Annotated in this window: 13 protein-coding genes; 10 read left to right on the forward strand and 3 right to left on the reverse strand. The window is 71.6% G+C overall.

From position 1 onward, the window contains the following. Positions 1 to 9: 9 nt before the first annotated feature. Positions 10 to 2,502 carry an FtsX-like permease family protein gene (locus RM788_RS40965; protein ID WP_315925387.1) on the reverse strand — a complete coding sequence of 831 codons (2,493 nt, stop codon included), beginning with the start codon at positions 2,500 to 2,502 and terminating at the stop codon, positions 10 to 12. After that, on the reverse strand, positions 2,502 to 3,275 hold the full coding sequence (locus tag RM788_RS40970; RefSeq protein ID WP_315934887.1) for an ABC transporter ATP-binding protein: 774 nt from the start codon (positions 3,273 to 3,275) through the stop codon (positions 2,502 to 2,504). The genes RM788_RS40965 and RM788_RS40970 overlap by 1 nt, the downstream gene beginning before the upstream one ends. 264 nt (positions 3,276 to 3,539) lie before the next feature. Here RM788_RS40970 and RM788_RS40975 point away from each other — a divergent pair, with 264 nt between their 5' ends. The 8 genes from RM788_RS40975 to RM788_RS41010 all read left to right on the forward strand — a co-directional run bounded on the left by RM788_RS40975 (position 3,540) and on the right by RM788_RS41010 (position 11,444). After that, complete coding sequence (locus tag RM788_RS40975; RefSeq protein ID WP_315925389.1) at positions 3,540 to 4,556, forward strand: LysR family transcriptional regulator; 1,017 nt, start codon at positions 3,540 to 3,542, stop codon at positions 4,554 to 4,556. A 273-nt stretch (positions 4,557 to 4,829) separates the two neighbouring features. Next, on the forward strand, positions 4,830 to 5,759 hold the full coding sequence (locus tag RM788_RS40980; protein WP_315925391.1) for a 3-oxoacyl-[acyl-carrier-protein] synthase III C-terminal domain-containing protein: 930 nt from the start codon (positions 4,830 to 4,832) through the stop codon (positions 5,757 to 5,759). 9 nt (positions 5,760 to 5,768) lie between these two features. Further along, positions 5,769 to 7,118, forward strand: a complete 1,350-nt coding sequence (locus RM788_RS40985; protein ID WP_315925393.1) for a preATP grasp domain-containing protein — start codon at positions 5,769 to 5,771, stop codon at positions 7,116 to 7,118. Then, positions 7,115 to 8,401, forward strand: a complete 1,287-nt coding sequence (locus tag RM788_RS40990) for a type III PLP-dependent enzyme (protein WP_315925395.1) — start codon at positions 7,115 to 7,117, stop codon at positions 8,399 to 8,401. Before RM788_RS40985 ends, RM788_RS40990 begins: the two co-directional genes overlap by 4 nt. A gap of 31 nt (positions 8,402 to 8,432) precedes the next feature. Continuing rightward, positions 8,433 to 8,717 carry an acyl carrier protein gene (locus RM788_RS40995; RefSeq protein WP_315925397.1) on the forward strand — a complete coding sequence of 95 codons (285 nt, stop codon included), beginning with the start codon at positions 8,433 to 8,435 and terminating at the stop codon, positions 8,715 to 8,717. 2 nt (positions 8,718 to 8,719) lie between these two features. Beyond that, a complete protein-coding gene (locus RM788_RS41000; RefSeq protein ID WP_315925399.1) occupies positions 8,720 to 9,574 on the forward strand; it encodes a hypothetical protein in 855 nt (284 codons plus the stop codon). Further along, the gene (locus RM788_RS41005; protein ID WP_315925402.1) at positions 9,571 to 10,248 is read left to right on the forward strand and encodes a DUF2786 domain-containing protein; all 678 of its coding nucleotides are present in this window, start codon (positions 9,571 to 9,573) and stop codon (positions 10,246 to 10,248) included. The genes RM788_RS41000 and RM788_RS41005 overlap by 4 nt, the downstream gene beginning before the upstream one ends. A 2-nt stretch (positions 10,249 to 10,250) precedes the next feature. Next, entirely contained in the window at positions 10,251 to 11,444 is a 1,194-nt protein-coding gene (locus RM788_RS41010) for an acyl-CoA dehydrogenase family protein (RefSeq protein ID WP_315925404.1), read from the forward strand. Between the two features lie 18 nt (positions 11,445 to 11,462). Here the strand turns inward: RM788_RS41010 and RM788_RS41015 are convergent, their stop codons facing one another. Further along, positions 11,463 to 12,557 (reverse strand): calcium:cation antiporter, encoded by a 1,095-nt coding sequence (locus RM788_RS41015; protein ID WP_315925406.1) that lies wholly within the window; start codon positions 12,555 to 12,557, stop codon positions 11,463 to 11,465. A 167-nt stretch (positions 12,558 to 12,724) separates the two neighbouring features. On the opposite strand from RM788_RS41015, the gene RM788_RS41020 reads away from it, so the two are divergent. Then, positions 12,725 to 13,417, forward strand: a complete 693-nt coding sequence (locus RM788_RS41020; RefSeq protein ID WP_315925408.1) for a tetratricopeptide repeat protein — start codon at positions 12,725 to 12,727, stop codon at positions 13,415 to 13,417. Positions 13,418 to 13,505: 88 nt separating this feature from the next. Beyond that, the gene (locus RM788_RS41025; RefSeq protein ID WP_315925410.1) at positions 13,506 to 14,204 is read left to right on the forward strand and encodes a hypothetical protein; all 699 of its coding nucleotides are present in this window, start codon (positions 13,506 to 13,508) and stop codon (positions 14,202 to 14,204) included. The last annotated feature ends 114 nt before the right edge of the window (positions 14,205 to 14,318 follow it).

The raw sequence follows: 14,318 nt of genomic DNA on the forward strand, positions 1-14,318 counted from the left end.
CAGTCTGCCTCAGCTCATCGTCGCCGCGGCCTCGACCGGCGGAGTCCGCAGCACGTACCCGGTCGACAGCACGGTCGACAGCAGCGTCAGGACGGTCGCGCCGCCGGTCACCGCGAGGTAGATCCAGAGCGGGCCGCTGGGCCACGGCGAGTCGTACACCGCGTAGGCGAACGGGATGAGCGTCATCGCCGACACCAGCGCGCCGAGGATGATGCCGCCGAGCGCGATCAGCACCGCCTCGACGCCGACCATCCGCAGGATCTGCCCGTGCGTGGCGCCGATCAGCCGTTGCAGCGCGAACTCCCGCCGCCGCTCGCCGGTGGCGATCACCAGCGTGTTGACCAGGGAGATCACCGTGTAGGCCAGGATCATCGCGACCAGCAGGTAGTTTACCCACGCGCCGGTCTGCTCGCCGCCGCCGCCGCCGCCGCTGACCAGCGATGCGCGGTCGCCGACCCTGATGTCGGGGTCGGTCGCCGCCAGGGCCTGGAGGGTCCCGATCAGCGCGGACGCCGACGTGCCGTCCGCCGCGGCCACCAGGATCTGCGAGGCGAGGCCGGTGGTCGTGTGCTTGGCGACCAGGTCGGCGGGCAGCAGCATCGTCTCCTCGCCGGAGCCCTCGTAGACGGCCACCAGCTTCGCGTCGACGTCCGCGCCGTCGCCCATCCGCAGCCGCACGCTGTCGCCGAGGGTGTAGTGCAGCCGCTCGGCCCGGTCGGTGGTGACCGCGACCGCGTTGCCGGTCAGGTCGGCCAGCCTGCCGGAGGTGGCGCTGATGCCCAGCGTCCCCTCGACGCCGTCGCCGGTCACGCCGAGCGCGGTGGCCGAGTCATCGTCGTCCTCGCCCGCGCGGAACGTCGCGGAGCTGTCGATCAGCGCGGACACCGCCCCGACGCCCTGCTGGGACCTGATCGTGGACACCATCGCCAGGGGCACGCCACCGGTCTGCGAGGTGACCGCCGCGTCGGCGGTGAGGTCGTCGGCGAAACCGGGGGCGCCGCCCGCGGTGGTGGTCTGGAGGTAGATCAGCGCGGTGGCCAGGCCGGTCGCGAGCATGACCGGCGTGATCGCCCCCGCGACCCGGATGCGCCGGGCGTCGGAGTTCATCACGGCGAGGTAGCCGGACAGGCCGGTCACCGCCCGCACCGGCCAGCGCAGCACGGCGATGATCGTCCTGGTGATGCCGGGGGAGAGCAGCGCGAGGCCGGAGGCCCACAGCATCGCGGTCGGACCGGCGGTGCTCGCGGCCACCGGGCCGCTCATCACCAGCGCGGTCACGACGGACAGCGCGGTGCCGCCGCCGAGGCAGATCAGCGCGAAGGTGAGCCGGATCCAGCTGAACCACTTCGTCTGGAGGCTCGCCTCGGCGAGCGCTTCGGTCGGACGGGTCAGCGCCGCGCCCCGGCCCGCGACGAACGCGGCCGCCGTGGCGCTGAGCAGCGAGATGCCGACACCGGCCGCGACCGGGATCCAGCCCTGGCGGAACGCGATCGCCTCCGACGTGACGCCCGCGCCCGCGAGCTGGTCGAGCAGCCACCGGCCGAGCACCAGGTTGAGCGGGAACGCCAGCGCCGTCGCGAGCACGGCGACCACGATGGTCTCGCCGAGGATCATCCGCCGCAGCTGCCCCGGCGTGCTGCCGATCGCGCGCAGCAGCGCCATCTCCCGGTGTCGCTGTTGGACGGACAGGCCGAGCGTGCCCGCCACCACGAACATCGCGACCATCACGGCGAGTCCGCCGAACACCGCGGACAGCGCGACGAGGTCGTCGCCGCCGCCGGGGGAGCCGGAGACCTCGGCGCGGCCGCGGTCGTCACCGGCCAGCACCGCGAGTTCCGGATCCGCCAGCACGGCGGTCAGCCGCTCCTGGAGGTCCGCGACGGACACGCCGCCTGCGGGCAGCACCCCGATGGCGTCGACCTTGCCGGACTTGCCGTGCAGCTGGGTCGCGTCGGCGTCGCTGAAGAACACCGCCCGGTTGTCCGAGGCGGCGGAGGCGACGCCGGAGACGCGGAAGTCCTGGATCCTGCCGCCGATCGCGACGGAGACCGTGCCGCCGACGCCCTGCCCGGTCGCCGCGGCCACGCCGTCGTCCAGCACCACGGAGCCGTCGGCGGGCGCGGTGCCCGCCGCCAGCGAGTAGGGGGTCAGTTCCGCGGAGGACCAGGCGTGGCCGTCGACCTCGCCGCCGCCGATCGGCACGCGGTCCCGCAACGGGTCCAGCGGGAACGACACGTCCGGCAGCGCCTTGGCCACGCCGGGCACCGCGGCGATCTTCGCGACGAGCGACGCGTCGACGCGCGCCCGTTCCACGTAGGACTCGCCGGTCGCCACGACGAGCGGCGCGGCCGCCAGCCGCTGCGGCGGCACGGCGTCGCGGATGCCGGTCTCCATCAGACCGCCGCACGCCATCACGATGGCGGCGCCGAAGAACAGGGCGATGAACGAGGCGGCGAAACCGCCCTTGCGGAAGCGCAGGGTGCGCAGTGCTAGGCGGAACATCAGTTCACCGTCCCCGCGGGCACGTCGGCCCAGGCGCCGAGCTGCGTCATCCGCTCGCTCACCGTGTGCGCGGTCGGCGAGTGCAGCTCGCCCGCGATCTGGCCGTCGGCCAGGAACACCACACGGTCGGCGTGCGAGGCGGCGACCGGGTCGTGCGTCACGATCACCACGGTCTGCCCGACCTCGCGCACGGCCTGGCGCATCAGCGCCAGCACCTCCAGCGCGGTGCGGGTGTCCAGCGCGCCGGTCGGCTCGTCGCCGAAGATGACGGCGGGCTTGGTGATCAGCGCCCGCGCGATGGCCACGCGCTGCTGCTGGCCGCCGGACAGCTCGCCGGGCCGGTGGTGCTTGCGGTCGGACAGGCCGACGCGGGCCAGCACCTCGTCGACGTCCGCGCGCTTGGCCTTGCGACCCGCGAGGCGCAGCGGCAGCTGGACGTTCTCCACGACGTTCAACGCGGGCAGCAGGTTGAACGACTGGAAGATGAAGCCGATCCGGTCGCGGCGCAGCCTGGTCAGCTCGCGCTCGTTCAGCCCGGTCAGCTCGTGCCCGTCGAGCACGACGGAACCCGACGTCGGCCGGTCGAGGCCCGCCGCGCAGTGCAGGCAGGTGCTCTTGCCGGAACCCGACGGTCCCATCACGGCCGTGAACGTGCCCCGCCGGATGCCGAGCGTGACGCCCCCCAGGGCGACCACGCCGTTGCGGTCGTTGCCGTACACCTTGCGCACTGACTCCAGCCGGACAACGTCGTCCGACCTCTCGTTCGGCGACATCTCCACGTTCCCGCTCCCCACTGGTACATCGGCTCAGCACTTCGAACAGGGGCCCGACCTTACGGACGGTGCGCAAGTGGTCGCACTGGTGCAGACCCCCCGAAGCCCTCATCCGCACGGGTTCCCACAGGTGGGCGCGGCGATAGGCAGAACGTATCGATTCGGTGGCAGACCTTCGGAGTTCCGAGGAAATCCCCCTGTCCGGCACCGGGTGCTGGGGTAGGTTCTGGCCGAGCCGCCTGTCCCAGGTGAACGGTTGGTCGCATGCACCTAGAAATCCGGCACGCACGGGTGGTGATGACGCTCGCCGAGGCGGGGAGCATCTCGAAGGCCGCGGCCAAGCTGTCGTTGCCGCAGCCCAGTCTCACCGCGCAGCTGCGCCGGATCGAGAAGGCCGTCGGCGGTGATCTGTTCGTGCGGTCCGCTTTCGGCATCACGCCGACGCCACTGGGCGAACGGCTGATCCCGATGCTGGCCGACCTGGCGACCCGCGCCGACGCGGTCGTGGCCGAAGCGTCCTCACTGGCCTCCGGCATCCTCCGGTTCGGCAATGCCGAGTGGACACCCGTCACCCTGCGCCGCGCGCTCCAGGCCTCGCTGCCCTCGGTCGAGGTCCAGACCGTCACCCTGGACCCGGCGCTCAGCATCGAGGCGGTGAACCGCGGCGAACTCACCGCCGCGCTCATCCCGAGCCCCGAGGCGGTCGACGGCGTCCGCCCCATCGACCCCACGCTGGCCAAGGAGATCATCGTCCGCGAGCCGATCTGGCTCGCCCTGCCCCGCGAACACGCGCTCGCCCGCCGCACCACCGTCAGCCGCAGGCACATGGCCGCGCTCAGCTGGGTGCAGCACGTCCAGGGCCACTGGTTCCACCCGGTCGAGGAGCACCTGTTCCGCAAACTCGACCACCCGACCCCCGAGGTGCTGCACTACGCGGGCGGCCACGCCGAGGCCATGGCCTGGGTCCGCGACGCGGGCGCCGCCGCGCTCGCCACCCCGACCGGCTCCACCGCCGACGTCAGCCTCGTCGCCATCACCGAGCCCCTGCGCAGCAGGCTGCTGCTCGTCTGGCGCCCCGGCTCGATCCACCCGAACACCCTGCGCCAGCTGATCGACGCGCTGCGCCGCTACTACTGCGACTACGCCCGCACCATCCCGCGCTACTGGAACTGGATGACCGAGCGCCCGACGGACTTCCCGGAACTCGCGAACTTCCTCCCCCGCCCCGGCCGCTGGTGGCCCCGCGACCCCGGCGACGCCCAGCCCCACAGCGCCAGCTGACCGGAGCCGCTCCCGCTTCGGTCGCGTGGTCCGACGCAGCCCGGTGCTTCGTCGGCGCAACCGATGCCGGCGAAGCCAGACCTACCCCTGGCCCCCGATCCGAAGCCCGCTCTCACTTCGTGATCGTTTGTCAAGATAGCTTTATCGTCTTGACAAACGATCACGAAGTGCAAGAGACAATGGCGAAGGCGGGGGGTGGTTCGCCCCCAACCCCACCACCCCCGGTCAGTGCTCCGTCAGCACCCCGTCAGCCCTCCTGGCGACGCTGTCCCCATGACGTCATTGGTGGCAGTGTCGAGTCATCTGCCGGAGACCGTGTCCGTGGCGGACCTGCGGGAATCGTTGGGGCTCAACGACCAGCAGGTGCGGCGGTTCACCAGGCTGTACGGCCTGGACCGGATCTGCCAGGCGCCCGGTGAGTCCGAGGCGGACCTGATGATCGCCGCTGCGGGCAAGCTGGACGCCCTCATCGGCCAGGAGGAACGGGTCCGGTACGTCATCCGGGCCAAGGGCATGCGCACCACTGCTCCCTACCCGGTCAGCCCGGTGCAGGACGTGCGCGAAGCACTGGGGCTGACCCACGCCAAGACCTTCGCGGTGGCCGATCACGGCTGCGCGACGGGTCTGCTGGCGCTGGACGTGGCGGGCACGCTGCTCGCCGCCGACGGCGACCCGGACGCGATGGCGCTGATCCTCGCCGGGGACAAGACCTTCACGCCGTTCACCCAGTGGGTCGAGGACGTCTCGATCATGGGCGAGGGCGTGGCGGCGGTCCTGGTGTCGGCGAAGGGCGACCGGGACCACCTGCTCGGGTACGCGACGCGGATCCACGGCCGGGACGACGGCGTGATCGACATGACGCCGGAGGTGGCGAAGTACGCGCGCAAGATCTACCAGGACGCGCTGGAAGAGGTGATCCTCGGCGCGCTCGGCGAGGCCGGGCTCGCGCTGGCGGACATCGACCTGGTGCTGCCGCACAACGTGAACCGGGTGTCGTGGACGGTCGCGGCGAAGAACCTCGGGCTGCCCAACGACAAGTTCTTCCTGGACAACCTGGACAAGACCGGGCACTGCTTCTGCGCGGACCCCTTCATCAACTACCAGACCGTCCGCGAGCTGGGTCTGCTCAAGCCGGGCGACAAGTACCTGATGACGTCGGCCGGTCTCGGCCAGACGTTCTCCGCCGCTGTTCTCCAGCACTAGGACGCGACAATGGATGATTTCAACACCCGCCTGAAGCGGGCCGTGGTGGGCGAGCCGGACACGTCGCTGGTGTTCCTCGGCAACTTCGAGGTCGAGGAGCAGTGGGCGCGCGGGGAGCACACGCTGCCGCGCGTGTCCGCCGCGGGCGGCAGCGCCGTGGTCAACCACATGGACGAGTTCGCGCTGCTGCTGGCGGGCGAGGACGACCACGTGGTGCTCAAGACCGCGCCGGACGCCGACTACCTGGACTACCTGGTGGGCCTGGGGATCGCACTGCCGACGCTGCACGTCGTGGCCGGGCAGGACCCGCTGCGCAACGTCACGGAGGACGCGCTCGCCGACCCCGAGCTGATCGCGCGGCTGGCGGGGCTGGACGCGCACCTGACCGCGCACGGGGTGTCCGAAGTGGAGGAACGGCTCGCCGCGGCGACCGGCCTCCCGCTGGCCACGCCGGACGCGGCCACCTGCAAGGCGGTCAACAGCAAGGTCTACAGCCGTCGGGCCGCCGACGAGCTGGGGCTGCGCCAGCCGACCGGGTGGGCCTGCGACACGGTGGAGCAGCTGGAGGCGGCGTTCGCCGCCGCGGCCGGACTCGTCGAACGGGGCGAGAAGGTCGTGGTCAAGGAGGCGCTCGGCGTGTCCGGCAAGGGCATCGCCGTGCTGGAGAGCCCCCGCCGGATGGACCGGCTGTTCCGGATGATCGCCAAGCAGGTGGAGAAGTCGGGGCAGCCGCGCATCGCGTTCTGCGTGGAGAACTGGGTCGCGAAGAAGACCGACCTGAACTACCAGTTCACCGTGGGCCGCGACGGCGTGACGAACTTCGACTTCGTCAAGGAGCTCTACACCGAGGGCGGTGTCCACAAGGGACACCGGATGCCCGCCAGATTGTCCGGCAAGCAGGTGGACGAGCTGGTGCACACCGCGAGCCTGCTGGGCAAGAAGCTCGCCGCCGACGGCTACTTCGGCGTGGTCGGCGTGGACGCGATGGTCGACCCCGACGACGGGCTCTACCCGGTCGTCGAGATCAACGCGCGCAACAACATGTCCACCTACCAGGTCCCGCTCCAGGAGCGGTTCGTGGACGCCGGGCAGATCGCCTTGGCCCGGCACTACCCCCTGCGGCTCACCGGCGAGCTGGGCTTCGCCACCGTGCGCAAGGCGCTCGACGGCCTGGTGCTGGAGCAGCGCGGCGGAACCGGCCTGCTGGTCAACAACTTCGCCACGGTCAATGCGGGTTCCCGCGTCGACGGGGCGTTCGACGGACGGCTCTACGGCATCCTCGTCGGCACCTCCGACGAGCAGATCGCCGCCGTGGACGCGGAGATCACCACCCGACTGGCGGAGGAGGACCGGCGATGAGCGCTGAGTTCGAGGTCCAGGGCATTCCGATCAGGGAGATCGCGGAGGAGTTCGGCACGCCGCTCTACCTCTACGACGGCGACGAGCTGGCGTCGCGGGTGCACGGCCTCAAGGAGCACATGCACCCGAGGCTGGAGTTCTTCTTCTCCCTCAAGTCGAACCCGAACATCGGCGTGTGCTCGGTGCTGCACGGGGCGGGCGCGCGGGTCGAGTGCTCCTCGATGGCCGAGCTGCTCACGGTGCGCCGCGCGGGCGTGGCACCGGAGAACATCATCTTTCTCGGGCCCGGCAAGAGCGCGCGCGAGATCGCCGCCTGCCTGGACGAGGGCATCTACACCATCATCTGCGAGTCGTTCGGCGAACTGGCGGTCATCGACGAGCTGGCCCGCCAGCGCGGCATCGCGGCCCCGGTCGCGCTGCGGGTCAACCCCAGCTTCGCGGTCAAGGGCTCCGGCCTGACCATGGGCGGCAAGCCGCGCCAGTTCGGCATCGACGAGACGCAGGTCTTCGACAACGCCGACCTGGCGCAGCGGCACCCGAACGTGCGGCTGATGGGCGTGCAGGTCTACATGGGCACCCGCATCCTCAGCGAGGAGGCGATCGCCGAGAACACCGAGCGCATCTTCGAGCTGGCCAACCGGGTGTCCGACGTCCTCGGGTTCCCCCTGGACATGGTCGACATCGGCGGTGGCCTCGGCGTCGCCTACTTCGAGGGCGAACGCGACCTCGACCTGCCGCTGCTGGCCGCGCGGGTCAACCCGATCATCGCCGAGTTCGCCGACGCGCACCCGGAGACCAGGCTCGTCATGGAACTGGGCCGCTACCTCACCGCGACCTCCGGCACGTACGTGGTGCGGGTGGCCTACGTGAAGGAGTCGATGGGGGAGAAGTTCGCGGTCGCCGACGGCGGCACGAACCACCACATGGCCGCGGTCGGCATCGGGTCCTTCGTCAAGCGCAACTTCCCCATGCGCGTGCTCAACCGGATCGACGAGCCCGCCGACGAGAGCTGGCACGTCACCGGGCCGCTCTGCACGCCGAACGACACCCTCGGCAAGAAGATCGCCCTCCCGCCGGTGCGCCCCGGCGACCTGGTCGGCGTGCTGCGCTCCGGCGCGTACGGCCCGACCGCGTCGCCGGTGCTGTTCCTGAGCCACGGCTACCCCGCCGAGGTGCTCGTGCTGAACGGCCGCGCGCACCTCGTCCGCGAGCGCGACACCACCGAGGACCTCCTCCGCCACCAGCACCTCCCCGAGACCGCGGTCCTGGCGACGCCGGAATAGACCCGCTCCACCCCCGGAAGGAAAACGAACCATGAGTGACACGGCCGACATCCAGACGACGACTCCCGAGCGTGCCAGGATCGTCTCCGCCATCACCTCGGTGCTGGCCCAGGTGCTCGACTACGACCTGCCCGAGCTGACCGAGTCGTCCCGGCTGTTCGACGAGCTCGGCCTCGACTCGACCGGCGTCTTCGAGCTGCTGATGCAGTTGGAGGAGGCGCTGGAGGTCGAGTTCGACACCGACAACCTCGAGATGGCGCACTTCGAGACGGTGGCCTCGCTCGCCGACTTCGTCGTGGCAGAGCGGGACGCCTGAGCATGTACCGGACGGCGGCACCCGTTCCCGAGGCGACCAGGCGTCCGCGCCTGGTCGAATCCCCGCTCGGGGTGGCACGGGTCGTGCACAGGAAGTTCGACGGCGGGGACCGCCGGATCGACGACGAGTTCTCCCAGCGGCACTTCGCCGACCTCACCAGGGGCTACGGCGTCGCCGTCCGCCCGGAGGTCCTCGGGGCGGGGACGACGTTCACCGCCATGGCGCAGGTGCTGCTGCGGGAGCTGGAACTGGGCGAGGACGACCTGGTCGACCTCGCCATGGTCGCGCACAGCACCCCGGACCTGGACTGCCGCCTCTCCGCGGCGACGTTCCTGTCCGAGGCGCTGCCCAACGGCCCGCTGGTGTTCGCGCTGTCCGACAGCGGCACCTGCGCCCCGTTCACCGCGCTCGAGCTCGCCGGCGACTACGCCCGGCGGCACGGCTACCACCGCGCCCTCGTGCTGGTCCTCGACCAGTCGACGCTGCCCTACCAGATCGAGGGCGAGGCGCCCCAGGGCAACGCCGGGGTGGCGATCCTGTTGGAGGACACCGGTTCCGCGCCGCTGGCGATCGCGCACGAGGTGGGCGTCCGCGAGGCCGACCTGCCCGGCGCGATCGACGCAGCGCTCGGCGCGCTGACCCGCCCCGGCTCGACGACCACCGTGATCGTCGGCGCCGGCGTCGACCCCGCGCTGGTGCGCCACGACGGTCCCGTGCTCGTCGGCGGCGCCGGGTACCCGTGCACCTCGGCGTGGTCGCTGCTGGCCGCGCACGGCGCTCCCGACGAGCCGGTCGTGCTGATCGACCACGACCCCACCACCGGTGACCTCGGTTCCTGCGCGGTGGGGCCGAGGTGACCACGATCGCGCGGACCGACCAGTGGTCGCGCTGCCACCGCGCCGCGCGCACCGAGGGCGTGGCCGCCGCGCTGACCGAACTCGCCACCGCGGTGCTGCCCGGCCTGCTGCCGTGCGGCCCCGCGGGGCACGCCATCGTGCCCACGGCCATCGCCGCGGGAGCGGCGCGGGTCTGGGCCGACGGCGTGACGGTGGACCGGGGCTCGGCCGCGGAGAAGGCGCTCGGCGTGATCGAGCTGCCTGGCGGTGACGTCGAACTCCTGCGGCACCAGGTCCGACCGGGCGCCAACGGGTTCTCGCCCGCCGAACGGGCGGGCTGGACGCTCGGACTGGTCTGGCTGCGGCTCGGCCTGTCCGAGGAGCTGCGCGAGACCGCCATGCGCTACCTCAACGGCAGGCGCACCGGGAACTCCACGCTGCTCCAGCAGCAGATGGTGAAGTCGACCGTCGCCGACGGCCTCATCGAGCACCTCGAGGTCCGCGCGGTGCTCACCGGGATCGGGCCCGGCGAACTGCCGGACACCGTCCTCAACCACCTGCACACCCAGCTCACCTACGCCGACCGCGCGCTGGTGAAACTGCTCGGTGCCAGCGGTTACCTGGCCGGTGGGCCGGGGCAGGTGGCACGCGTCTCGGAGCTGCTCGCCGAGGCCTACTGCCGTCCGGAGGTGTGACGATGATCCAGCTTGACGACCGGTTGCTCGCGCTGCGCGCGCAGGTCCGCGAGTGGGGCGCCGACTTCCGGGCGCTCGGGTTGGCGCTCGACCGCGACCCGGAGCTGATCCGGGAGCACTTCGACCTGCCCGCCGTGCGGTACCTGTCCACCATGGGCATCCCTCCGGAGTACGGCAACGTGCCGATCCCCATCGCGGGCAACAGGTTCTACGGGACCCTCGCCCTGGAACGGGCGATCATCATGGAGGAGCTGTCCTGCGCCGACGTCGGCATGCTGGTCGCCTCACCGGGTCCGCTGCTCGCGGGCGTGCTGATCGACCTGCTGGCCGACGAGCAGCAGAAGGACTGGTTCTACGGCCGGATGCTGGAAAGTCCTCTGTGGACGTTCTTCGCGCTGACCGAGCCCGACCGCGGGTCCGACGCCGGTGCGCTGAGCACGACGGTCGTTCCCGCCACCGCCGACCGGCCCGCGCTGCTCAGCGGCGCCAAGCGGTACGTCGGCAACGCGGCCCGCGCCCAGCTCGGCGTGGTGTTCGCGCGGACCAGCCCCGGCCCGCTGGGCATCAACGCCGTCCTGGTCGAGAACCCCAGCACCGGCTTCCACGCCGAGGCGCTGGAGACCATCGGCCTGCGCGGCGCGCGGATCAGCGCGATCACCATGGACGAGGTCGAGATCCCGCCGGAGCGGTTCCTCGGACGGCACCTCTCGCCGTCGCGGCGGGGGATGTGGGCGTTCGTGCAGACGTTCAACCTGCTCCGACCCGGCGTCGCGGCCATCGCGCTGGGCATCGCGCGGGCCGCGCACGAGTACGTGATCACGCACCGCACCTCGTTGCGGCGCGACGAGTGCGACCGGCTCGACCTGCTGGCCCGCCGGATCGACGGCGCCCGCAGGCTGGTGCACCTGGCGGCGGCCGCGGTCGACGCGAGGACCGGTGACGGCTACCTGGCGTCGGCGGCGAAGGTGCGGGCCGCCCAGCTCGCGCACGACGCGACCCAGGAGGCGTGCACGTTCTTCGGGGCGGGCGCGCGGCTGGAGCACCCGGTGCTGGACAAGCTGGTCCGCGACGCGCGGGGCATGGAGTTCATCGAGGGCACCTCGAACATGCAGAAGCTCAACCTGTTCCAGGGGTTGTTCACCGGCAAGCTCGACCGCGAGGACCCGTTCCGCACGGCTCCGCTCGCGGCGGTGTGACGCGCCTGTTCCTCGCCGTCACGGGCTGACGGCGAGGAACAGGAACGCGGCCAGCAGTCCGATGTGGACACCGCCCTGGAGCAGGGTCGCGCGGCCCGGCACGATGGTCAGCGTGCCCGTCACGACGGTGAGCGCGAGCAGCACCATGTGCGTCGGGCCGAGGCCCAGCACCAGGGGGCCGGTCAGCCAGATCGACGCGATGGCGATGGCCGGGATGGTCAGGCCGATGCTCGCCATCGCCGAGCCCAGCGAGAGGTTGATGCTGGTCTGCACCCGGCCCCGGCGGGCGGCGCGGACGGCGGCGAGGGTCTCCGGGGCGAGCACCAGCAGGGCGATGACCACACCGACCACGGCCAGCGGGAAGCCCGCGGCCTCGACGCCCGCCTCGATCGCGGGCGAGACCGCCTTGGCGTTGCCCACGACCGCCACCAGCGACACCAGCAGCAGGCCGAGGCTGATCGCCGCGGCCCTGCCGGTCGGCGGGGTGGCGTGCTCCTCCATGACCTCGCCGTGCTCGTCGAGCGGCAGGAAGTAGTCGCGGTGGCGGACCGTCTGCATCGCCACGAACAGGCCGTACAGCGCCAGTGACGCGACGGCGGCGAACGCCAGCTGGGCGGGCGAGAACTCCGGGCCCGGTTTGGTCGTGGTGAACGTCGGCAGCACCAGGCTCAGCGTGGTGATCGTGGTGACGGTGGCGAACATGCCGCCCGTGCCCTCCGGGTTGAACGTCGCCACCCGGTGCCTCAACGCCCCGACCAGCAGCGACACCCCCATGATGCCATTCGTGGTGATCATGACCGCGGCGAACACGGTGTCCCTGGCCAGCGTCTCGCTGCCGGGTTTGCCGTCGACCATCAGCGTCACGATCAGCGCCACCTCGATCACGGTCACCGCGACCGCCAGCACCAGCGACCCGAACGGCTCGCCCACCCGGTGCGCCACCACCTCGGCGTGGTGCACGGCCGCGAGCACCGCGCCCGCCAGCAGCACCGCGACCAGCACCACGGCGAGGACCGGCAGCGCCCGTCCCCAGGTGAGCGCGAGCGCGGCGACCGCGATCACCGGTACGACGACGGTCCAGTGCAGTGCGGTGGTGCGGCTCGGGTTCGCCATGCTTCCTCACGGGGTCGGGGACGGGCGCCTCCCAGCATTCCCGCCCCGACGGCCGTTCGCAGCGCGGACGGGCCTCTGGACCTGGACTTCCACCTCACACCCGTCCGGGTGCCCGGCCGACTACGGTAAGTGGCGGGCCGGGCGTCCCGGCAGGTGAGGAGAGCCGCGTGACCGAGCCGGAACTGCCGCCGGAGGTCGTCGAGCTGGGCGACCGGGTGTTCGCGCTGCTGGACGAGGGGCACCACGAGGAGGCCGAACCCGGACTGCGCGAGGTGCTGGGGTCCGCCGAACGACTGCTCGGGCCCGACGACCCGGTGACGATCGCCCTGCTGGACGACCTCGGGGGCACCCTGTACCAGCTGGGGCGGCTGCCCGAGGCCGAGGCGGCGCACCGCGAGGCGCTGGCGCGCTACCACCGGGCCGCCGGGGTCGACCACCCGGCTTCGCTGCACTGCGCGCACAACCTGGGGACGGCGCTGGTGATGCGCGGGGAGCGGCAGGAGGGCGTGGCGCTGCTGGAGGACACCCTGGAACGGCGGCGGCGGGTGCTGGGGGAGCACGACGACACCGCCACCACGGCGGGGACGCTGGGCGCGGTGCTGTTCTCGCTGGGGGAGTCGGCGCGGGGGCTGGAGCTGTTGGAGGGGGCTTACTCGTGGTTCCTGGCGGACCTCGGGCGGCAGCACCCGAAGACGATGGACGTGTGCGGGAACCTGGTGGCGGCCGTGTACGAGTCGGGGGAGCGGGGGCGTGCTCGGGAGATGCTCGCGCGGTTGTTGGCGGACTACGCGGAGGTGTTGGGGGAGGGGCATCCCACGACGGTGGAGACCAGGGGGCGGTTGGCTCGGATGGGGGTGTGAGGGGGTTCCCTGTGCTTTTGTGCTCCTGTGCGCTGGGTCGGGTTCGTGCGAGTTCGGGTTGTAACCTCCGCCGCCTAGAATCCGCGCGATGTCGACCCCGCCTCCGCTTGGTCACCTGGAGTTGATCCTCGTGGCGCCCAGTACGGCCGAGTTCTGCACTGTTCCCGTTGGTGACGCCGAGTTCGACGTGGTGTCGAATCGGATCGAGGGCAGTGTGCGCAACGGTGGGCAGGTGATCGCTGCGGATGTCCGAAGCCCTTCCTACCAGCGGTACACGCCGGTGTTGAACAGGCAGTCGGTGTCGTTGATCAGCGACGCGGACCTGGATCACATCGCGGGTGAGCTGGGGCTGGAGGAGGAGGCGTGCGGGAAGGGGTTGCAGTCGCTGGCCGCGGCGTACGAGGTGCTGCCTCGGGAGGTGGAGGGTGCTGCGGCGGTGCGGCTGTTCCTGGCGCAGTGCTTGGGGGTGAACGTGGTGATAGGCGGGTTCCGGGGGACGGGTGGGATCCAGGATTTCCTGGTGCTGCCGCCGGGGGTGGATTTCGGGCCGTACGACGTGGAGCACCGGAAGTTCACGGGGGCGACGGTGATGGTGACGAGGGTGAACACGCCGTGTGCGCAGCCGGCGGCGATGATCGGGAAGTACTACCCCGAGGTGGTGGAGGGGCTGGCGAAGAGGTTCATCGTGGCTGCTCGGGGGAGGCGGGGGTTCGTGGGGATGGTTGTGAGGAGTGGGCGGATGGTGGAGGGGGAGGGGGTGGGGTTCGTGCCGTTCGGGGGGAGGTAGGGGTGGGTTTTGGGGGGAGTTTGGTCGTCGGGGGGTTGTTTTCTTGACTCCGGCCTCCGGCGCGTTGGTTCCCCTGAAGACGTGGCCCCCTGGCGTGTTGTTCCCCGCTCCCTG

It is taken from the genome of Umezawaea sp. Da 62-37, from assembly GCF_032460545.1.
Taxonomy (GTDB): domain Bacteria; phylum Actinomycetota; class Actinomycetes; order Mycobacteriales; family Pseudonocardiaceae; genus Umezawaea.